This is a genomic window from Pseudomonas sp. DCB_BI (assembly GCF_026240995.1).
Lineage (GTDB): Bacteria > Pseudomonadota > Gammaproteobacteria > Pseudomonadales > Pseudomonadaceae > Aquipseudomonas.
Genome location: NZ_JAPFCG010000031.1, coordinates 1 through 20,785 on the forward strand (window position 1 = coordinate 1; position 20,785 = coordinate 20,785).

Genomic DNA, 20,785 nt, shown 5'->3' on the forward strand with positions numbered 1-20,785 from the left:
CCGCTGAGCGCTTCATCGATGACCCGTTCGTGCCTGGCGGGCGCCTGTACCGTACCGGCGACCTGGCCCGCCACCGGCCAGACGGCAACCTCGAATACCTCGGCCGCAACGATGACCAGGTCAAGCTTCACGGTCTGCGCATCGAGCTGGGTGAAATCCAGGCCAGTCTCACCTGCATCGAAGGGGTGAAGGAGGCGGTCGTAGTCGCACGCGAGCAACAACTGCTCGCTTACTACACCGGCCAGCAGCAGCCGTTGGAGGCGTTGCGTGCGGCGCTGCTCAGCCGCTTGCCGGCGTTCATGGTTCCGGCGGTTTTCGTGCATCTACAGACGTTGCCGCTGAGCCCTAACGGCAAACTCGACCGCAAGGCGCTGCCAGAGCCCGGCGTGCTGCATGACCGCCCATTCGAAGCCCCGCAAGGCGAAACCGAAAACCTGCTGGCAGCGATCCTGGGTGAACTGCTGGAGGTGCCACAGGTGGGCCGCCACGACAATTTCTTCGAGCTCGGCGGCCATTCCCTGGCGGCCATTCGCCTGGTCGACAGGCTCAACAAGGCGGGCCTGCGGGCTGCGCTCAACGACGTGTTCCAGCAGCCCAGCGTGGCGTCGCTGGCAGCCCGGCTGTGCGATCACGCAGGCCAAGGCGAGGGCGCCATCACGGTACGCGAGGGCGGGACGCAAACCCCGCTGTTCCTGCTTCACGAGTTCACCGGGCTGGACTTCTACTTCCCGGTACTGGGCCAACAGCTGGGTGGCGATTTCGCCATCTACGGTTTGCCTGGGGTGCCTGCCGGCCAGGCCCAACCGCGCACCATGGAATGCCTGGCCCGTTACCAGATTGCACAGATGCGCAAGGTGCAACCCCATGGCCCGTACCGCTTGGCCGGCTGGTCGTTTGGCGGGGTCGTGGCGTTTGAAATGGCCAACCAGTTGCTGGGGGCGGAGGAAACGGTCGAGTTCGTTGGCCTGATCGACACGCATGTGCCGCGCCTGGCTGACCAAGGCAAGGCGCGCTGGTCGGGAACACATGCACTGGAGCGGCAACTGTTGCTGAACTGCAGGACCTTCTGGCGCACCCAGGGCCCGGCAGCCGCGGAAAAACGGGCGCAACTGCAACGCCTGGAGTCAGCGCAGGCCGATTTTGCCGGGTTGCTGGCCAGCTGCCGCGAGCACGGGCTTCTCTACGGGTTGTGGGCGAGCATGAGTGATGCGCAACTGCTGCATTACTTCAGCCGTGAGCTGGCTCACGGGCATGCGTTGGCCCATTACCGCCTGTCGCCCCTGAGCATGCCGGTGCACTTGTTCCGGGCCGAGCAGGGCAGTGACAGCCTGCCGAGCCTGGGCTGGCGCGAGGCTCTGCCGACGCAGCCATTGTCGGTCATTGCCGTACCCGGTGACCACCGCAGCTTGATGGAGGCACCCCACGTGACGGCGGTTGCGCAGGCGCTGACCGAGGCCCTCGCCACCTGCAGCGCGGGGCCCCATACGGGTTATTCATCGCCTGTAGCCATCCAGACCGGCCAGGCGGGGCACACGCCGCTGTTCTGCGTGCCCGGGGCCGGTGACAGCGTGACCAGTTTCATTGGCCTGGCCGAGGCACTGGGGCCGGAATGGCCGCTCTACGGGTTGCAAGCTCGGGGCCTGGACGGTGCTGGCGTGCCGCACAGTACGGTCGAAGCTGCTGCCGACTGCCATGTGCAGGCCATCGAAGCCTTGTACCCGCAAGGCCCGCTCAGTTTGCTGGGGCACTCGTTCGGTGGCTGGGTGGCGCACGCCATCGCAGCCAGGCTCGAGGCCAAGGGCCGGCAGGTACGCTCGTTGACGCTGGTCGACAGCGAGGCACCGGGCGCAGGCGGCACCTGTGGCCAGCCCTACACGTTCGGAGAGGCCTTGCAGCGGTTGATCGATGCCTTGCAACTGGCCACGGGCAAGGCCTTTGGGATCGATCCGGCCGCTTTTGCCCAGGCCACGGATGACCAGCAGTTGCAGCAGTTGCATGCAGCCATGGTGGGCAGTGGGCTGCTGCCTGCGCGCTCCACCCCAGGTGTTCTGGACGGCACGGTGCGTACCTTCGCGACCGCACTGCGAACGGTCTACCGGCCGCAGCTGGCCTACAGCGGCCCGGTGGGGTTGGTGCTGGTGGATGACCCGCGCCTGGATGCACTGGGTAACGCCCGCGAGCACGCGGGCATGCAGGAGGGCTGGCAGCAGCTCATGCCACGCCTGGCGCTGTGGCAGGGCCCGGGGGATCACTTCAGCATTCTCAAGGTGCCGGATGTGTTCAGCCTGGCGGCCTGGTGGCATGACGGGCAGGCATTGCAGCACGGCAAGGTTACCCCATGACCATTGGCGGTGATTGCCCCTTGGTCGAGTGAATTTTTTGGAAAGTGAGTGTTCATGGACAAATCCAGATTCCGCAAATACAGCCTAGGCGTTGCCGTGGCCCTGGTCGTCGGCATCAGCCTGTACGCCATCCAGGCCCCGGCCAGGCCGCCGCAATACATCACCGCTACGGTCGAGCGGGGCGACATCGAGAATGCGGTGCTGGCCAGTGGCATGCTCGAAGGTATCAAGCAGGTGGATGTCGGGGCCCAGGTCTCGGGGCAGCTGAAGTCGCTGAAGGTGAAGCTGGGGGACAAGGTCAGCGCGGGCCAGTGGTTGGCCGAGATCGACCCGCTGGTACTGCGCAACACCCTGCGCCAGGCCGAGGTCGATGAAGACAAACTGCAGGCCGAGCGGCGTTCGACGATGGCCCAGCTGAAGCAGGCCCGGCGTGTGTACGAGCGTTACCGCGAGTTGCAAGCCGACGAATCGGTGTCGCGCCAGGATTTCGAGAACGCCGAGTCCGAGTACGAAGTGCAGCAAGCTGCCGTGCGCTCGCTGGATGCGCAGATCCAGAGCGCCCGGGTCGAAATTGACACCGCCAGGGTCAACCTGGGCTACACCCGTATCAACGCGCCAATCACCGGCCATGTGGTGGGCATCGTCACCCAGGAAGGGCAGACCGTGATCGCCAACCAGTTGGCCCCGGTGCTGCTCAAGCTGGCCGACCTCGACACCATGACGGTCAAGGCGCAGGTGTCGGAGGCCGATGTGATTCACATCAGCCCTGGCCAGGAGGTGTACTTCACCATCCTCGGCGAAGACAAACGCTACTACGCGAGGCTGCGCGGCACCGAGCCTGCGCCGCAGAACTACGCGCAAAGCAGTGACAAGAGCGAGGGCGGTACCAGCAAGGCCAGCGGAGCGGTGTTCTACAACGCCCTGTTCGAGGTACCGAACCCGGATCACCGACTGCGCATTTCGATGACCGCTCAGGTGCATATCGTGCTCGATACCGCCCAGGCCGTGCTCACCGTGCCGGTGGCGGCGTTGGGCGCGCGCAACGGTGATGGCAGCTTCCCGGTGCGGGTGCTGGATGCGAAGGGCTTTGCCCAGGTACGCAACGTGCAGGCGGGCATCAACAACAACGTGAAGGTGCAGATCAAGGACGGCCTGGCCGAAGGCGAAAGGGTGGTGATCGGCGAGCCGGTGTCTGGCGAAACAGGGGCGTGAGCATGAACATGAATGTCCAGCCGTGCGCCGGCATGGCGGTTGCCTGCAGCAACGCCGAACCCTTGTTGCATTTGCGCGGTGTAACGCGCAGCTTCCAGGCCGGCGACCGCGAGTTCCTGGCGCTCAAGGGCATCGACTTGCAGATTCACAGCGGCGAACTGGTGGCGATCATCGGTGCCTCTGGGTCTGGCAAATCGACCTTGATGAACATCCTTGGCTGCCTGGACAACGCCAGCAGCGGCAGCTATCAGGTGGGTGGGCAGGAAACCCGCGCGCTGGACGATGACGCACTGGCGGCACTGCGCCGTGACCACTTCGGCTTCATCTTCCAGCGCTACCACTTGCTGCCGCACCTGGACGCCCTGCACAACGTCGAGATACCGGCGGTGTATGCCGGCACGCCGCAGGGCCAGCGCCATGCACGGGCGCGGGAACTGCTGTCCCGCCTGGGCCTGGCCAGCCACCTGGCGCACCGCCCCAGCCAGCTGTCGGGTGGCCAGCAACAGCGGGTGAGTATCTGCCGGGCGCTGATGAACGGTGGCCAGGTGATTCTTGCCGACGAACCGACCGGCGCGCTGGACACGGCCAGCGGCAAAGAGGTGATGAACATCCTGCTGGAGCTGCACGCAGCCGGGCACACGGTGATCCTGGTGACTCACGATCCGAAGGTAGCGGCCCATGCCGAGCGCATCATCGAAGTCAGTGACGGGCAGATCGTCAGTGATCGGCGCAGTGCTGCAGTGCCTGTGCCCAAGCCCGAACCGGAGCCCGTGGCGCAGGGGCCGCGGCGCCTGCTGGTGAGCCTGGGGATGTTCCGCGAAGCGTTCAAGATGGCCTGGATCGCGCTGATCTCGCACCGCATGCGTACCTTGCTGACCATGCTGGGGATCATCATCGGTATCACCTCGGTGGTGTCCATTTCGGCCATCGGCGAAGGCGCCAAGGGTTACGTACTCAAGGACATCCAGGCGATCGGCAGCAATACCATCGATATCTATTCGGGCAGCAACTTCGGTGACAGCCGGGCCAAGACCATCGAAACCCTGGTGCCCGCCGATGTCGCTGCCCTGAATGAACTGTACTACGTGGACAGCGCGACCCCGGTGATTGGCCAAAGCACATTGGTGCGTTACCGCAACCTGGATGTGGACGTGCAGCTCAATGGCGTCAGCGAACACTACTTCCAGGTGCGGAACATCCCGTTGGCGGCAGGTATCGTGTTCAGCGCCGACGATGCCCGGCGCCAGGCCCAGGTGGTGGTGATCGACCACAACACGCGCAAGCGCCTGTTCGGCGCGAACATCGACCCGCTCGGGCAGGTGATTCTGGTCGGCAACCTGCCGTGTACGGTGATCGGCGTCACGGCCGAGAACAAGAACCTGTTCGTGGCCAGCAACCAGCTGAACATCTGGGTGCCTTACGAAACGGCGGCGGGGCGTGTCCTGGGGCAGCGCCACCTTGACAGCATCAGCGTGCGCATCAAGGACGGCGTCCCCAGCAAGCGGGTGGAGGAGGAGGTGACGCGGGTGATGCTGCAACGGCACGGTACCAAGGACTTCTTCACCAACAACCTCGACAGCATCATGCAGACCGTGCAGAAGACCAGCCGCTCCCTGACGTTGCTGTTGTCGCTGATTGCGGTGATTTCGCTGGTGGTCGGCGGCATCGGCGTGATGAACATCATGTTGGTGTCGGTCACCGAGCGTACCCGCGAGATCGGTATTCGCATGGCGGTAGGGGCCCGGCAGTCGGACATTCGGCAGCAGTTCCTGGTCGAAGCAGTGATGGTCTGCCTGTTTGGCGGGCTGGTGGGGATAGGCCTGTCGTATGGGGTGGGGTATCTGTTCGAGTTGTTCGTCAAACAGTGGGAAATGGTGTTCTCACCTGCCTCGATCGTGATGGCATTTGCCTGCTCGACGTTGATCGGCGTGGTGTTCGGGTTCGTGCCGGCCAGGAATGCGGCGCGGCTGGACCCGATCGAGGCGCTGGCGAGGGACTGACACAGCCCCGTGCGCCCGAGACAGACCCGCGACGTGCAGGCGCAGCGCAAGGCTGCCCCTGCAGGGGACCGTGCCGGGTCAGCAAGGGTGCTCAACCGGTGCGAAGAAGGTCGGCACTGGTTACGCTATTCAGGCCTCGGCATACATCCAGCGCATCAACGAATGCCGACCGCTGATCCCTAGTTTGATGGCTGCCCGGCGCAGGTAGCTTTCCACGGTATTGACCTTGAGCCCCAGCCGATCGCCCTGTTCCGGCGCAGTATGCCCGGCCAGCAGACCCAGGCACACCTGGCGCTCGCGTTCGGAAAGCGTCAGCCCTGACTGCGCCAGCCGGTCGACAAAGCGCTGCTCCAGGCTTTCCTTGGTGTGCCGTTCAGGAGTGGGCTGCAACGCATCGACGTGCTTTTCCAGCATCGGCAGCAGCAACGGCGAAATCGCGTCCAGGCGGCTGCGCTCGAAGGCCGAGAAGCCATAGGTGGAGTCGGCGCGGATCACCTGGATTTCCAGGCGGGCGTTGCCTTTACGGGAGATGCGGTGCAGCCGTGAGGGGTCGTTGAAATCGCCATCCGGCTGTTCGTCCGAGGAAAACACCGTCTCGTCGATCAGCGTCGAATCGCAGGGCAACAGTGGCAACTGGCGGATCTGCGTGGCGTCGATGGACAAGTGGGCCTGGATCAGGTCGTGCAGCATCCGCGGGAACTGGCGGCTGCCGGTGCTGGCAATGACTTTGCCAATTTGCGGGTAGAGCAGGTTCGAATTCATCGTGTCATCCATGAAGGCCAATGAGGGTTATCCCGCCGCGGTATTGCCGGCCCGCATCCAGGGCGTGCGAAGGGAAGTGGTTGGTATCCTAGTACAACGAATGAGTGACGCTTAAATGAAGCAGGAATAATGGCAGAATAATGGCATCTATGCGTGCCCGGCTGGCACTGCGCGGGTTGTCGGGTATCATGCGGCTCCCCACCATTGTCACGAGGCCCGTCCCATGTCCCTGAGCGCTGAACAGATCGGCGAATTTCGCGTATTCGCCGAGCAATTGGCCGATGCTGCCGCTGTGGCGATCAAGCCGTACTTTCGTGCCAGCCTGGCTGTCGAGGACAAGGGCGGGCGCCTGTACGACCCGGTGACCGTGGCCGACAAGGCGGCCGAAGACGCCATGCGTGAGCTGATCCAGGCACGTTACCCCGAGCATGGCATTCTTGGCGAAGAGGCCGGCGTTGCCGTGGGCAGCAGCCCGTTGACCTGGGTGCTGGACCCGATCGATGGCACCCGCGCCTTCATTACTGGCTTGCCACTATGGGGCACGTTGATCGCGCTGAACGACGGCACGCAGCCGGTGGTGGGGGTGATGAACCAGCCGTTCACCGGCGAACGTTTCGTCGGCACCCCGGAAGGCGCCTGGCGCAGCGGCACACCGCTGCAGACCCGTGCCTGCGCCGACCTGGCGTCGGCCACGCTGATGTGCACCACGCCGGACATGTTCGACACCGCCGAGCGCAAGGCGGCATTCGAAGCAGTCGCCGGCAAGGCGCGATTGATGCGGTACGGCGGTGACTGCTATGCCTACTGCATGCTGGCCTCGGGTTTTGTCGACGTGATTGTCGAAGCGAGCCTTCAGCCGTATGACGTACAGGCACTGATGCCGATCATCGAAGGGGCGGGTGGCGTGATCACGGCGTGGGATGGCAGTTCGGCGCAGGATGGCGGGTGCGTGGTGGCCTGTGGTGACCCTGCGCTGCATGCGCAGGTGCTGGAGATGCTGCGCCAGGCAAAATGAAAGCGCTGGCATGACCGCTGCATGTGACGAGCCACTGCGTGCATGCAATGGCTTGTCACTGGCTTTAGCGGGGCTCAGATCAAGAGTTGCATTGCGCAATAACCGCTGTCGTCACTGCGCAATGCAACGAATCGGAGGCCGTTGGGCCCTAACTGCGCAGCGGATATTCTCGTCACCTCATCGGGCACCAGATAGCGCCCTCCCGTCCCGAAGCTTACGTCCGGTTTACCGTCGTGGGTAATTCTGTAAATGATGCCTCTGTGGGAAATCGAGTCGCCGTCGAGCATGTACAGGTTTCCGGCAATGTAGATGGCACCGGTTGGGCCGATGATGACCGTTCCTGCATTGAACGCCCTGATCTTCGCATCTAGACCAAGGTCGATACTCAGGGTGCCGGTCCCGTTGAACGCAGTATCCGGCTCCCCTGTGTGCTTGTCGCAGACCTTGACCAACAGCTTCACGGAATCGCTCGATAGAATGCTGCCCAGCGCGACAACGATTCTGTGCTCATCCGCGCCAAGCTGAATGTTGTGGCTACCAAAATTCAGGTACCCGATTTTGTTGAAATCCAGATCCAGTTGCCCATTACTCTTGTACCTGGCTACAAAGCTCTCGGTCTCCTCCATGCCTGTCAGGGCAAACCCGCCGTCCTCGAAGAAATGGGCGTCCGTAGGTCGGAATGGGGCATCACCGCCCCTAAAATCTTTAATCTGCCACTGGCTCTGGTCTTCATTCGGGCCGAGACCGGCAACTGGCTCACCGGTCTGAGCATCATGCAAGGCAAGCCAGAACTTCTGACTGTTCGGTTGCAAATAGATCGAAGAAGCGTACAAGGTTTTGATCGTCTTGCCGAATAATACACTACGGGAAGCTGCTCCCGAAACGGTGGCCTCCTTGACTTCTGCCTGTTGCAGTGGGTTTGAATGGCTTGTTATTTTCGAAGCGTCTGTTTCTGAACGGTGGTATTCAGAGAGCCCGCTGGATGCAGCTGGCGTGGAGGACCACTCCTCGGGTTGGACCCGTATCATGCCCTTCGTGCCGAAGCCTTCAAGGGGGAGGTAATTGCTTTGAAAGTGGCCAACGACGGCGTGGTATGACAAGTCGTTATTTTTTTGGGTGAGACATTGAGAGTGGGTGATGAACCTCAAACTGTCGTCGATTTTTGCACGCGTGATGAAACGGATTTCTCTTTCACCTCTAAGCTCAGGGTCTATAGAGGAATTTTCAATTTCGACGAAGACGGATTCGGGTTTGCCCTGGGCATCCAGTGATGTCCAGTAGGTATAGATATCGTTATCAACGACGGTTTCGGCGATCCATATCATTCGGCCCGCGGCGTCAATGTTCCAGGAATAGGAAGCTGGGAAGGCTTGGGCGTTCTCAGGTTTAGGTAGAGCGGCATAGCCCTGGTCGCCAAACTTCAGATCCAACGTTCCCGCTTTATTACCAAGCTCGCTCATGATGTTTCCTCCGAGAATTGCAGCAAAGTATCAACTCATTCTGGCAGGCCTGGGTACTATCAAATTTGTCAGGTGGTGCTCGCTGTCCGGTGTGCTAGGCTGTGTACGAAAAGTCTTAAGACGCAGGTCAGGCAAGGCGAAAACAGCCGAGGAACGGCCGGGGTCGCGCCCGACTGTACTGGAGTACATGAGCATTCCGAGGCTGTTTTCAACGCAGCATGAACAAGTATCAAGGCTTTTTGTATAGCGCCTAAGGTGAACCGCGGGGTAATGTATATAATTCTTGCTTTAGATTTAAGTGGCGGGTGTGGGATGACATGACCGCTGACTGCGACAAGCCACTGCGTGTCATGCAATGGCTTGTTCCTTGCTTCAATGACGATCAGATCATCAGTTTCATGGCGCAGTAACCGGCATTTTCATCCAGTTGTGCAACGAACTGGAGGCCGTCGGGCCGTAACTGCGCCTCTTCTAATTTAGTCACTTTATCGGGAAATACGTAGCGGCCTTCCGACGCGAAGCTGACGTCCAGTTTTCCGTCGCGGGTGACTCTGTGAATGATGCCACGATCCGACATTGAAGGGCCGTCATAGTAAAACAGGTTTCCGGCGATGTAGATGTCACCGGTTTGCCCAATGATAACGCTTTTTGTACCAATACCTTTTATCGTCATGCCGAGATCAATTTCTATACTTAGCGTCCCGGTTTCGTTGAAGGTCGTATCCGGCGCCCCTGTGTGCTTATCATAGACCTTGAGCAACAGCTTCACGGGTTCGTATAGCAAAGGTGTGCTCACCGCGATAACGATTCTGTCTTCATTCGCGCCAAGCTGTATGGTGTGGGCACTCAGCCTTATGAACCCGACTTTGTTGAAATCGAGATCCAGTTGCCCATTGCTTTTGTATCTGGCGACAATACTTTCGCCCGCTTCAGTGCCTACCAGGGCGAATCCGCCGTCCTCGAAGAAATGGCATCCCTCAGGTACGAATACGCTATCACTGTCAAAAAAATTTTTAATCTGCCATTGGCTCCGACTTCCATCCGGCCCGAGCCCGGCGACTGGCACGCCTGTCTGTGCATCATGCAAAGCAAGCCAGACTGTCTGGTTCGGTTGCGAATCGAACGAAGAAGCGTACAAGGTTTTGATCGTGTTGCCGATCAAAACGCTCGGGTGGCTGGCGCCATTGCGCGATCTCTGTCTTCTCGTTGCAGCTGCTCTGGAGTACTGGCATCGCTGAGACAGTGTGCTTCCGAACGGCGATGTTCAATGGCAGTGCTGGGCGCAGTTATCGACGTGGGATGGCCGTCAGGTCGAACCACTATCATGCCTTTTGTGCCGAAGCCGTCAAGCGGGGTGAAGTTGTTTTGAAAGTGCCCAATAGCGGCGTGATAGAGCAGGTCGCCATTTTCCAATATATTACATTGGGAGCAGGTGATGAAGGTCGAATTCCCTTCTGCTGTCGCGGGCGTGACGAAATAAATTTTTCGTTCATTGGAAAGCGCGGGATCTATGGGGGAGTCTTCGATTTCGACGAATCCGGGCTTGGGTTGCCAAACACCCTTTGCATCCAGCGTTGTCCAATAGTAGAAGAGCTTGTTATCAATGGCGGTAGCAGCGGTCCAGACCATTCGGCCCGCTGAGTCAATTGTCCAGGCGTAGGACGAGGGCGTATGGAGGGCGTTGGGTGGTTCCGGTAGCTTGGCGTAACCCTCATCGCCGAACTCGAGATCCAGTTCACCCGCTTTATAAATACGTGTGCTCATGGGGTTTCCTCCGTTTGAGCGCAGAGTATCAACGCATTCGGGCAGGCTGGAGTACTGTCAGATTTACCAGGTAACGGGAGTGACCTGCCGGGGCTGCTGAAGCCGGTCTATCGCCAAATCGGCCGGTTAAGGTCAGTGCAACAGTCATTCACGCGTCGTTGGTGCTGGACCGCGCCGCAGGGAGGAAAAGCCGTCGTGGTGTACCCCTGGCTGCATCAACACTGAAACCGGGACTTGCTATCAACGTCAGGTTCATTGATCCCACCGCAGTGCACTTTTTCCATTTTCCGGGCTCTATGCTTGGCCAGGCCCTATTTATCTCCAATGTGGCCGCCGAATTTCGAACCTGTGCCGATGGCTTTAACCGACTCCAATTTCTTTCCCCGCCTGCTACTGACAAGTGCCCTCGCATGCCTGTGCGCCTGCACGCAGCAGCAGGGGCGTGACATGGTCAACCAGCTCGGCAACGGCAAGCCCAGCGAACTGTTCCAGACCAGTGTCGACCGCCTGGCCACGCTGTCGATGCGCGACAACCTGCAAAGCCTGTACCTGCTGATGAACAAGCTTTACCTGCGTAACCCCAACCAGTGGAAGCTGTCCGGGTACGTCGACGCCGCCACGGCCGAGCGGCAGATCCGTATCGCCATCGAGCAACGTCAGCCGCTGCCGCAACTGGGCAACCGCCGCGACCTGGCTGCCTTGAGCTACGCCCTGAGCCCGGAGTTCCGGGGTGACCGCGTGGGCGCATTCATCTACGCGATCGGCAGCATGCTGATTACCGCGCACGGGGGGCGTAGCGAGTTCTACATGACCGACACGATCGACCCGTTGTTCATCAACAACGCGGCGCGCAATATCGAGAAGGCCACCTGGATGCTGAGCCAACGGCAGGATGCCAATGGCGTATTGCTGTTGTTCTCCAATGAAATTTCGGAGGAGGGCAGCAACCTGAGCTTTGCCGTGGAGTTCGGCAAGATCGTGGCGCGCCTGGATTTGCTGGCCGAGTTGCTGGATGAGCGGTATCGGCGGATCGGGCTCAACTATGCCCAGAGCCTACTGCTGATGAATTTCCTGCCCGTGCAGTGACATTGCCTCCAGCATGGGGCGAAACTCGTCCAGCAACCAGTCGCGCAACCTTTGGCAGCTGGACTCATGTTCCTTGTCTTCATTGAAGGCCAGGAAGTGGAAGGTGTCCTTGAGCACCAGTTCTTCTGCCACCGGCCTTACCAGCAGCCCCTGCGCCACCAGCGGCGCCACCAGGTGGTGCCAGCCCAGTGCCACGCCCTGGTTGCCCAGCGCCAGTTGCACCAGCAGGTTGTAGTCGTTGGCATTGAAAAAATGCGGTGCGGTGTTGGCGCGGCTTTTCAGGTCGACGTCATGGAAGGCCAGCCACACGTTCCAGTCCACATGCTCGGCCACCTGCGAACGGCCATAGGGGCTCAGGTTGAGCAACGTGGCGTCGCGCAGCCCCTGCAGGGTGCGTATCTCCGGGTGCTGCGCCAGGTAGTGCGGCGTGCACACCGGGTAGATCACGTCATGGTTGAGCGGGTGCGAGCTGTAGCCTGCCTGCACTTTGCCCAGCTTGGTGATGTAGATATCAGGGCGAACCCCCGGCTCCATCGACAGGAAGTTCTGGGTGGTCACCAGGTTGATGTCGATGTCCGGGTTCTCGTCGAAGAACCTTGGCATGCGTGGCCCCATCCACAGCGCGGCAAAGGCCGGTGAACAGCACAGGGTGACCACCTGCTTGGTGTTGGTGTTGCTGCGGATGCGCTCGGCCGCCTGGGAAATGTTGACGAACGATAACTGCACCGCATCGAAGAAGATCGACCCGGCGACAGTCAACTCTACCGCGCGCCCCACCCGGGTGAACAACTCTGCACCCAGGTAGGTTTCCAGCTCACGGATCTGCCGGCTTACGGCGGCTTGGGTCACACACAAGGCTTCGGCTGCACGGGTGAAGTTCTGGTACTTGGCGGCAGCGACGAAGACTTTGACCGCGCGCAGCGAGGGCATCTTGATCAGCGTCTGATCGGGTTCGGAGTGTCTGACCATGGCGTTGGGTGCAGGTCCTTGGTGATACCTGATGGGAGCAGCCTTGTGCTGCGCAAGGCCCCGTCCAGGCCCCGCTAGCGCAGTGTATGAGCGGGCATCTTCCCAGCACAAGGCTGCTGCTGGATTCGACTGTTTCCAAGCGCTCTGCGGCGGGGCTTGCCCTGCGATTGATAACTTCAGGTAATGGTTTGCGTGCTGCAAATGTCGTTGGACCCGCTTTGTATCAGGCCCTAACGTTAATCACACGGCGCGACACCGAGACATCGATGTCGAACAATTTTTCGAAGCAGGACATTCTGCGTGCCGGTTATGACTCACGTTCGAATTTGAACGGACTGCCAAGCGTACTCGCACTGATCGCTACCCGCCTTATTGAAAGTGCGATGTTGATAGATTGGTTAATAAGCATAATAAAGAGGGTCGTATGAGCCATGCCGATGAGATTCTTTCGGTAAACAATATCTTCAAGGTGTTCGGTCCCAACCCGAACATGGCCATGGAGATGCTCCGCAAGGGCGCCGACAAGAACGAAATCTTCAGCAAGACCGGCCACGTCGTCGGCGTGTTCGATGCAAGCTTTTCCGTCAAACGTGGCGAGATCTTCGTCATCATGGGGCTGTCCGGCTCGGGCAAGTCGACCATGGTGCGGCTGTTCAACCGCCTGATCGAACCTACCTCCGGCAGCATCCACCTCAACGGCAAGGAAATTACCGGGCTCTGTGACAAGGCCCTGCTCGATGTGCGCCGCAAGGAAATGGGGATGGTGTTCCAGTCCTTTGCCTTGATGCCGCACATGAGCGTGCTGGAAAACACCGCGTTCGGCCTGGAAATTGCCGGCGTACCGGAAGGCGAACGCCACCGCCGTGCCAGTGAAGCCTTGAGCCAGGTTAGCCTGGCGGGCCACGAGCACAGCTATCCGCACCAGCTCTCAGGTGGCATGCAGCAGCGCGTGGGCCTGGCCCGGGCGCTGGCCAACGACCCGGCGATTCTGCTGATGGACGAGGCGTTTTCTGCGCTCGACCCACTGATCCGCAGCGAAATGCAAGGTGAGCTGATTCGCCTGCAGGCCGAGCAGCAGCGCACCATCATCTTCATTTCCCACGACATCGAGGAAGCCATTCGCATCGGCCACCGCATTGCGATCATGGAAGGTGGTCGCGTGGTGCAGATCGGTACACCGCAAGAACTGATCAACCAGCCGGCCAACGATTACGTGCGCACCTTTTTCAAGAGCTTCGACAGCTCGCGCGTGCTCAAGGCCGGGGATGTGGCCCGGTTCGACCCGGCGGTGGTGTGCAAGGTCAACGGCAAGGCCCCGAGCTTCCAGGCCGGTGTCCCGTTCGGCTACCTGGTCGACGACCGAGGGCAGTTGCTGGGCGTGGTCGACACCGACGCCAACGGCGCCACGGCCAGTGACCGCTACAGCCTGCATGAGCAGCGCCCGGTGTACATCGACACACCGCTGCACGAGGTGCTGGGCATTGCAGCCGACCTGCCGTATCCGGTACCGGTACTCGACCGCCAGGGCGCCTTCAAAGGCACGCTGTCGAAGAACGAGCTGCTGCAGACCCTGAGCCGCAATTAAAACAACAAAGAGGTAAGCCCTCATGTCCGAATTCAGCCTTCTCGACCCGTTCCAGGCGGCCACCATCCCCTTGGGCGACTGGGTCACCGCGACCCTGAATTTCCTGGTACACAACTTCCGTGAGGTGTTCCGCGCCATCCGCTGGCCGATCGACCAGGTGCTCAACGGTATCGAGTTCACCTTGCAGAGCATCCCGCCCACCATCGGCATCATCCTTTCCTCGTTGCTGGGCTGGCAGCTCGCCGGCAAGCGCATGGCATTGCTGTGTTTCGTCACCCTGACCCTGCTTGGCCTGATCGGCGTATGGTCAGAGTCGATGACCACCCTGGCGCTGGTACTGACCTCGGTGTTTTTCTGCGCGGTCATCGGTATCCCGCTGGGCATTGTCTGCGCCCGCAGCAACCGCCTGGAAAGCATCATCCGGCCGCTGCTGGACGCCATGCAGACCCTGCCGGCGTTCGTCTACCTGGTGCCGGTCGTAATGCTGTTCGGTATTGGTAACGTGCCTGGGGTGCTGGTGACCATCGTGTTCGCCCTGCCGCCCCTGGTGCGCCTGACCAACCTGGGTATTCGCCAGGTGCCGGAGGACAAGATCGAAGCCGCACGCGCCTTTGGCTGTACGCCACGGCAGATGCTGACCCGCGTGCAGCTGCCGCTGGCCACCTCGACCATCATGGCCGGCCTTAACCAGACCCTGATGCTGTCGCTGTCGATGGTGGTGATCGCCTCGATGATCTCGGTCGGCGGGCTGGGCCAGATGGTGCTGCGTGGCATCGGCCGCCTGGACATGGGCCTGGCTACCGTGGGCGGGGTAGGGCTGGTGCTGCTGGCAATCTTCCTCGACCGCCTGACCCAGGCCATGGGCGCCCGCACCAGCGGTGACCCGAGCCTGCGCTGGTACCACACCGGCCCGGTCGGGTTAGTGCTGCGCCTGATTGGCGCAGGGCAAGCGCAAGGGCGGCGCAAGACCGCCTGAGCACTGCAAGAACCTTGAGACGTTCGATCTGCCGCACTTGAAGATAAAAATGAGAAAAAGGTAAGCGACGATGCACGAATCCAAATTCACCCGCAGCATCCTCAAATGCGCCACGGCGCTGACCCTGGCGGCCGCGGCCCTGGGTGCACACGCCTCGGCGGAAAAGCCCGGCGATGGCGTGAAGGTAACGCCGATCTTCCCCTCCATCGCCGAAGAGCGGTTCCGGGGCGAAGTGGCCATGGAAGGCCTGCGCGAGCTGGGCTACAAGGTGCAGGAGCCGAAGGAGACCGAATACGGCGTGATGATGGTGGCCTTGGCCAACGGCGATGCCGACTTTACCGTGCACCTGTGGGAGAAACTGCACAACCAGTTCTACCAGCAGGCCGGTGGTGACGAGGTGATGGTCAAGACCGGCAACATCCTCCCGGGCGTGGCCCAAGGCTACCTGATCGACAAGAAAACCGCCGACCAGTACAACATCAAGTACATCACCGACCTGAAAAAGCCGGAAATTGCCAAGCTGTTCGACACCGACGGCGACGGCAAGGCCGACATGACCGGTTGCAACCCAGGCTGGGGCTGCGAGCTGGTGATTGCCCACCATATGAAGGCCTACGACCTGGACAAGAGCATCACCGTCAACCAGGGCTCGTACTTCGCGCTGATGGCCGACACCATCGCCCGTTTCAAGGAAGGCAAGCCGATCTTCTACTTCACCTGGGTACCGCAGTGGATCGCCAGCGTGCTGGTCGAAGGCAAGGACGTGGTCTGGCTGGAAGTGCCGAAAACCGACCTGCCAGACGGCAAGAACGATGTCGACACGATGTACCACGGCAAGAACCTGGGCTTTGCCATCGACAAGGTGGTGGCTGTGCTGAACAAGGACTTTGCCGATAAGAACCCGGCAGCGCAGAAGTTCCTGTCGCTGGTGCAGATCAGCATCGACGACGAGAGCAACCAGAACCTGAAAATGCAGCAGGGCGAGAAGAAGCCTGCCGACATCACCCGCCATGCCAAGGAATGGGTGGCAGCGCACCGCCAGCAGTTCGACCAGTGGCTGCAGGCCTCGCGCGACGCTGCGGCCCAGGCCGGTAAGTAACCGGATCCATCAGTGTTGGCTCATTCGCGGGCAGACCGCACCTGCAGGAAGTTGCAGGGGCGGGCTTGCTCGCGAACGAGCCAACGCTAATTTTGCTGTTGAGTCAAAGCCATGAGCCACTTCGAAAGCACCCTCAAAAACACCAACCTGGCCCACCTGGCCCCCGCCATCCGCACCACACTCAGCATGCCCTGCCAGCGGGTGGCCTTTATCCTGCGCGAACACTTCTCGATGATGGCTTTCACCGCCGCCATGGACAGCCTGGTCACCGCCAACCTGATGAGCGCCACGCCGTTGTTCCAGGTCCAGGTGGTAGGCGAGGGCGAGCAAGTGCTGAGCGACCTGGGCATTGCCTTGCCCGTCAACACCCAGCTGGCCGACCTGGACGTACAGGGCCTGGACTGCCTGTTGGTATGCGGCGGTTTTCGCGTGCGCCTGGAAACCGCAGCGCTGCTACGCGCCAGGTTACGCCAGGCCGACCAGCACGGCTGCCAGCTGGGTGGCCTGTGGAACGGTGCCTATTTCCTGGCCGAAGCAGGATTGCTCAATGACCACGATTGCGCCTTCCACCCCGATGGCAGGGCAATGATGAGCGAACTGTTCCCCAAGGTGCGCATCAGCCGTCAGGCCCATGTGCTGGACCGCCGCCGGATGAGCTGCGCCGGTGCCAGCAGCGCCCTGGACATGATGTTGGCGCTGCTTGAGCAGTGCGGCGGAGTGCCGTTGCGCCGCGCCGTGGAGCAGATGCTGGCATGTGATCGGGCGCGGGTGATGAGCGATGCCCCGGCCAGCACCCCGGAAATCGACCCCGGCCTGCCCAAGGGCGTGCGCCTGGCGCTGGAACTGATGCACGCCAACATCGAGGACCCCATTGGCATCGATGAGATTGCCCAGCATGCCGGTTTGTCCCGCCGCCACCTGGAGCGGTTGTTCCGCCGACATGTACAGGCGACCCCTCCGCGTTATTATCTGGAACTGCGCCTGACCCATGCGCGGCAGTTGCTGCAGCACACCAGCAAGTCACTGACCGAAGTGGCGGTGGCCAGCGGGTTCGTGAGTTTCCCGCATTTCTACCGGCGTTTTCGCGAGTTGTTCGCCATTGCGCCACGCCAGTACCGGGCACGCAGCCAGGGATGGACGGCGCGGCAGGATGTGGCAGTGCATTGAGTGATGGGCTGCCTGTGCCGGCCCATTCGCGGGTAAACCCGCTCCCCCACAGTTCGAGGTAGCAGATTTACCCCGAGAAGAGGGAGTTGCCGGAAAAAACGTTCGATAACCGAACATTTACAGCATTTGAATTGTTCGCTATCCGCCCAGCCAATCCCATCGTTGCATTGCCCAACCCCCCCCCTTTTTGCTGTAGTGTCCCCCATTCGCCGGCTGTCGCCTGCCCCTGCGACGCGCTGCCAGCCCGATAGAATGACCGTGATGACCGCAACCACAGCCCACAAGGCGGTAGGACGCGGCGACCAGAACAATAACGATACCGAGTGCCTTGCCTATGGAAAGCCGCCTGCTGAGCGAGCGCAGTAGCGTGTTTCACCACGCCGACCCTTATGCTGTGTCCGATTATGTGAACCAGCATGTCGGCCAGCATTGCATCGGTCTGTCCCGTACCACCCACCCCCAGGCTAGCCTGAGCCATCGCAAGTTCGCCGAACTCGACCTGTGCCGTATCAGCTACGGCGGCAGTGTTCGCGTTACTTCGCCCGCGCTGGAAACCATCTACCACCTGCAAGTCCTGCTCAATGGCAACTGCCTGTGGCGCGGGCACAAGCGCGAGCAACACCTGGTGCCGGGTGAATTGCTGCTGATCAACCCCGACGACCCGGTTGACCTGACTTACTCGGAAGACTGCGAGAAGTTCATCCTCAAGGTGCCGACCCGGCTGCTGGACTCGATCTGCGATGAACAGCGCTGGCAGCGCCCTGATGGAGGCGTGCGGTTCTTGCGCAATCATTACCGGCTGGATGAGCTGGATGGCTTCGTCAACCTGCTGGCCATGGTTTGCCACGAGGCGGAAGTGGGCGATTCACTGCCCAGGGTGCAGGGCCATTACAGCCAGATTGTCGCCAGCAAGCTGCTGACCCTGATGAGCACCAATATCCGCCGCGAGAGCCTCAGCTCACCGGGTGCAAGCCTGGAGCGGATCATCGATTACATCGACCACAACCTTAAGTTCGAGCTGACAGCGGAGGCGCTGGCGGAGCAGGCGTGCATGAGCTTGCGCTCGTTGTATGCGCTGTTCGATCGGCACCTGCAGACCACACCCAAGCAATACGTGCGACAACGTAAGCTGGAACAGGTGCGTGCCTGCCTGGGCGATGCCAGTTGCTCTGTGCGTAGCGTGACCGAACTGGCCATGGATTATGGCTTCCTGCACCTCGGGCGTTTTTCCGAAGTGTATCGACAGCAGTTTGGCGAATTGCCCTCCGAAACCTTGCGCAATCGGCGTTGAACCGTACCGGTCTCTCGCGGGTAGGGCCGCGAAGAGACGCTTGAGCCTGTCACCTCAACCTGCACAAAACGGATAGCACCCCGCACAAACCGGATATTGCGACCCAATCCCAGCCTCTAACCTGACCAGGTCTAAACAATAACAAGGGAGACCCTGGCCATGTCCCTGGGATTCGACTACCTCAATGCCATGCTTGAGGACGACCGTGAAAAGGGCGTCTACCGCTGCAAGCGCGAGATGTTCACCGACCCACGCCTGTTTGACCTGGAGATGAAACATATCTTCGAGGGCAACTGGATCTACCTGGCCCACGAAAGCCAGATCCCCGAGAAAAACGACTTCCTCACCCTGACCATGGGGCGCCAGCCGATTTTTATCGCGCGCAACAAGGACGGTGAGCTCAATGCCTTCCTCAACGCCTGCAGCCACCGCGGCGCCATGCTCTGCCGCCACAAACGCGGCAACCGTTCCAGCTACACCTGCCCGTTCCACGGCTGGACGTTCAACAACAGCGGCAAACTGCTGAAGGTGAAAGACCCGAGCAACGCCGGCTACCCCGACAGCTTCAACTGTGACGGCTCCCACGACCTGACCAAGGTGGCACGCTTCGAGTCGTACCGGGGCTTTTTGTTCGGCAGCCTGAACGCCGACGTGAAACCGCTGGTCGAGCACCTGGGTGAGTCGGCCAAGATCATCGACATGATCGTCGACCAGTCGCCAGAAGGCCTGGAGGTGCTGCGTGGTGCCAGCTCGTACATCTACGAAGGCAACTGGAAGCTCACCGCCGAGAACGGCGCTGACGGCTACCACGTAAGCTCCGTGCACTGGAACTACGCCGCTACCCAGAACCAGCGCAAGCAGCGCGAGGCGGGCGACGAAATCAAGACCATGAGTGCGGGTGCCTGGGCCAAGCAGGGCGGCGGTTTTTACTCCTTCGACCATGGCCACCTGCTGCTGTGGACCCGTTGGGCCAACCCGGAAGACCGCCCGGCCTATGAGCGCCGCGACCAACTGGCCGCCGACTTCGGCCAGGCCCGCGCCGACTGGATGATCGAAAACTCGCGCAACCTGTGCCTGTACCCGAACGTGTACCTGATGGACCAGTTCAGCTCGCAGATCCGCGTCGCCCGGCCGATTTCGGTGAACAAGACCGAAATCACCATCTACTGCATCGCGCCGAAAGGCGAGAGCGCCGATGCCCGCGCCAAGCGTATCCGCCAGTACGAAGACTTCTTCAACGTCAGCGGCATGGCCACCCCGGACGACCTGGAAGAATTCCGCTCGTGCCAGACCGGCTATGGCGGCGGCACGGGCTGGAACGACATGTCCCGTGGCGCCAAACACTGGGTCGAAGGCGCCGATGAGGCGGCCAAGGAGATTGACCTCGAACCCCTGCTGTCGGGCGTGCGCACCGAGGACGAAGGCCTCTTCGTGCTGCAGCACAAGTACTGGCAGGACACCATGATCCAGGCCCTCAAGGACGAACAGCAGCTGATCCCCGTGGAGGCCGTGCAATGAGCCTGTATGAAACCGTGCGCGACTTTCTCTACCGCGAAGCGCGCTACCTGGACGATGCCCAGTGGGACCAGTGGCTGGAACTGTACGCCAGCGATGCCAGCTTCTGGATGCCGAGCTGGGACGATGACGACACCCTCACCGAAGACCCACAAAGCGAGATCTCGCTGATCTGGTACGGCAACCGTGGCGGCCTGGAAGACCGCGTGTTCCGCATCAAGACCGAACGCTCCAGTGCGACCGTGCCCGACACCCGCACCTCGCACAACATCAGCAACATCGAGATCGTCGAGCAGGGCGAGGGCAGCTGCCAGGTGCGCTTCAACTGGCACACCCTCAGCTTCCGCTACAAGACCACCGACAGTTACTTCGGCACCAGCTTCTACACCCTCGACCTGCGCGGCGAGCAGCCGCTGATCAAGGCCAAGAAGGTGGTGCTGAAGAACGACTACGTGCGCCAGGTCATCGACATCTACCACATCTGATACAGGGTTTTGCGAGCATTGCCCGGTGCGTCTTGTGATGCGCCGTGGCCCGGCTCG

The 20,785-nt window shown here is 61.0% G+C and carries 17 protein-coding genes; 12 read left to right on the forward strand and 5 right to left on the reverse strand.

The features are described from left to right. The 3 genes from OO258_RS25370 to OO258_RS25380 form a co-directional block, all read left to right on the forward strand. The coding region (locus OO258_RS25370) for a non-ribosomal peptide synthetase (RefSeq protein WP_266034125.1) at positions 1-2,342 on the forward strand (2,342 nt) is incomplete at its 5' end. 54 nt (positions 2,343-2,396) lie between these two features. Further along, positions 2,397-3,554: a macrolide transporter subunit MacA gene (macA, locus tag OO258_RS25375; RefSeq protein ID WP_266034128.1), complete on the forward strand. Its 1,158-nt coding sequence runs from the start codon at positions 2,397-2,399 to the stop codon at positions 3,552-3,554. Between the two features lie 8 nt (positions 3,555-3,562). Continuing rightward, the gene (locus tag OO258_RS25380) at positions 3,563-5,554 is read left to right on the forward strand and encodes a MacB family efflux pump subunit (RefSeq protein ID WP_266034242.1); all 1,992 of its coding nucleotides are present in this window, start codon (positions 3,563-3,565) and stop codon (positions 5,552-5,554) included. Between the two features lie 129 nt (positions 5,555-5,683). On the opposite strand, the gene OO258_RS25385 is transcribed toward OO258_RS25380, so the two are convergent. Further along, positions 5,684-6,316 carry a helix-turn-helix transcriptional regulator gene (locus OO258_RS25385; protein ID WP_110745451.1) on the reverse strand — a complete coding sequence of 211 codons (633 nt, stop codon included), beginning with the start codon at positions 6,314-6,316 and terminating at the stop codon, positions 5,684-5,686. Positions 6,317-6,539: 223 nt separating this feature from the next. On the opposite strand from OO258_RS25385, the gene hisN reads away from it, so the two are divergent. Next, positions 6,540-7,331 carry a histidinol-phosphatase gene (hisN, locus tag OO258_RS25390; RefSeq protein ID WP_266034135.1) on the forward strand — a complete coding sequence of 264 codons (792 nt, stop codon included), beginning with the start codon at positions 6,540-6,542 and terminating at the stop codon, positions 7,329-7,331. A 74-nt stretch (positions 7,332-7,405) separates the two neighbouring features. Here the strand turns inward: hisN and OO258_RS25395 are convergent, their stop codons facing one another. The 3 genes from OO258_RS25395 to OO258_RS25405 all read right to left on the reverse strand — a co-directional run bounded on the left by OO258_RS25395 (position 7,406) and on the right by OO258_RS25405 (position 10,555). After that, positions 7,406-8,791 (reverse strand): hypothetical protein, encoded by a 1,386-nt coding sequence (locus tag OO258_RS25395; RefSeq protein ID WP_266034138.1) that lies wholly within the window; start codon positions 8,789-8,791, stop codon positions 7,406-7,408. A gap of 382 nt (positions 8,792-9,173) precedes the next feature. Continuing rightward, positions 9,174-9,929: a hypothetical protein gene (locus OO258_RS25400; RefSeq protein ID WP_266034140.1), complete on the reverse strand. Its 756-nt coding sequence runs from the start codon at positions 9,927-9,929 to the stop codon at positions 9,174-9,176. Between the two features lie 20 nt (positions 9,930-9,949). Continuing rightward, a complete protein-coding gene (locus OO258_RS25405) occupies positions 9,950-10,555 on the reverse strand; it encodes a hypothetical protein (RefSeq protein WP_266034145.1) in 606 nt (201 codons plus the stop codon). 324 nt (positions 10,556-10,879) lie between these two features. Here OO258_RS25405 and OO258_RS25410 point away from each other — a divergent pair, with 324 nt between their 5' ends. Beyond that, positions 10,880-11,641, forward strand: coding sequence for a hypothetical protein (locus OO258_RS25410; protein WP_266034148.1), 762 nt, complete (start codon positions 10,880-10,882; stop codon positions 11,639-11,641). Here OO258_RS25410 and OO258_RS25415 read toward each other — a convergent pair. Then, positions 11,609-12,610: a LysR family transcriptional regulator gene (locus OO258_RS25415; protein ID WP_266034150.1), complete on the reverse strand. Its 1,002-nt coding sequence runs from the start codon at positions 12,608-12,610 to the stop codon at positions 11,609-11,611. The two genes, OO258_RS25410 and OO258_RS25415, sit on opposite strands and share 33 nt — an antisense overlap. A 424-nt stretch (positions 12,611-13,034) precedes the next feature. On the opposite strand from OO258_RS25415, the gene OO258_RS25420 reads away from it, so the two are divergent. The 7 genes from OO258_RS25420 to benB all read left to right on the forward strand — a co-directional run bounded on the left by OO258_RS25420 (position 13,035) and on the right by benB (position 20,728). Then, positions 13,035-14,195 (forward strand): quaternary amine ABC transporter ATP-binding protein, encoded by a 1,161-nt coding sequence (locus OO258_RS25420; protein ID WP_266034153.1) that lies wholly within the window; start codon positions 13,035-13,037, stop codon positions 14,193-14,195. Between the two features lie 22 nt (positions 14,196-14,217). Then, on the forward strand, positions 14,218-15,171 hold the full coding sequence (gene proW / locus OO258_RS25425) for a glycine betaine/L-proline ABC transporter permease ProW (RefSeq protein WP_266034156.1): 954 nt from the start codon (positions 14,218-14,220) through the stop codon (positions 15,169-15,171). A 70-nt stretch (positions 15,172-15,241) separates the two neighbouring features. After that, positions 15,242-16,270, forward strand: a complete 1,029-nt coding sequence (proX, locus tag OO258_RS25430) for a glycine betaine/L-proline ABC transporter substrate-binding protein ProX (RefSeq protein ID WP_266034158.1) — start codon at positions 15,242-15,244, stop codon at positions 16,268-16,270. 111 nt (positions 16,271-16,381) lie between these two features. After that, entirely contained in the window at positions 16,382-17,437 is a 1,056-nt protein-coding gene (locus tag OO258_RS25435; protein ID WP_266034161.1) for a GlxA family transcriptional regulator, read from the forward strand. Positions 17,438-17,771: 334 nt separating this feature from the next. Beyond that, complete coding sequence (locus OO258_RS25440; RefSeq protein ID WP_266034164.1) at positions 17,772-18,728, forward strand: helix-turn-helix transcriptional regulator; 957 nt, start codon at positions 17,772-17,774, stop codon at positions 18,726-18,728. Positions 18,729-18,887: 159 nt separating this feature from the next. Next, a complete protein-coding gene (gene benA, locus OO258_RS25445) occupies positions 18,888-20,246 on the forward strand; it encodes a benzoate 1,2-dioxygenase large subunit (protein ID WP_266034169.1) in 1,359 nt (452 codons plus the stop codon). Continuing rightward, on the forward strand, positions 20,243-20,728 hold the full coding sequence (gene benB, locus OO258_RS25450; RefSeq protein ID WP_004374327.1) for a benzoate 1,2-dioxygenase small subunit: 486 nt from the start codon (positions 20,243-20,245) through the stop codon (positions 20,726-20,728). The genes benA and benB overlap by 4 nt, the downstream gene beginning before the upstream one ends. The last annotated feature ends 57 nt before the right edge of the window (positions 20,729-20,785 follow it).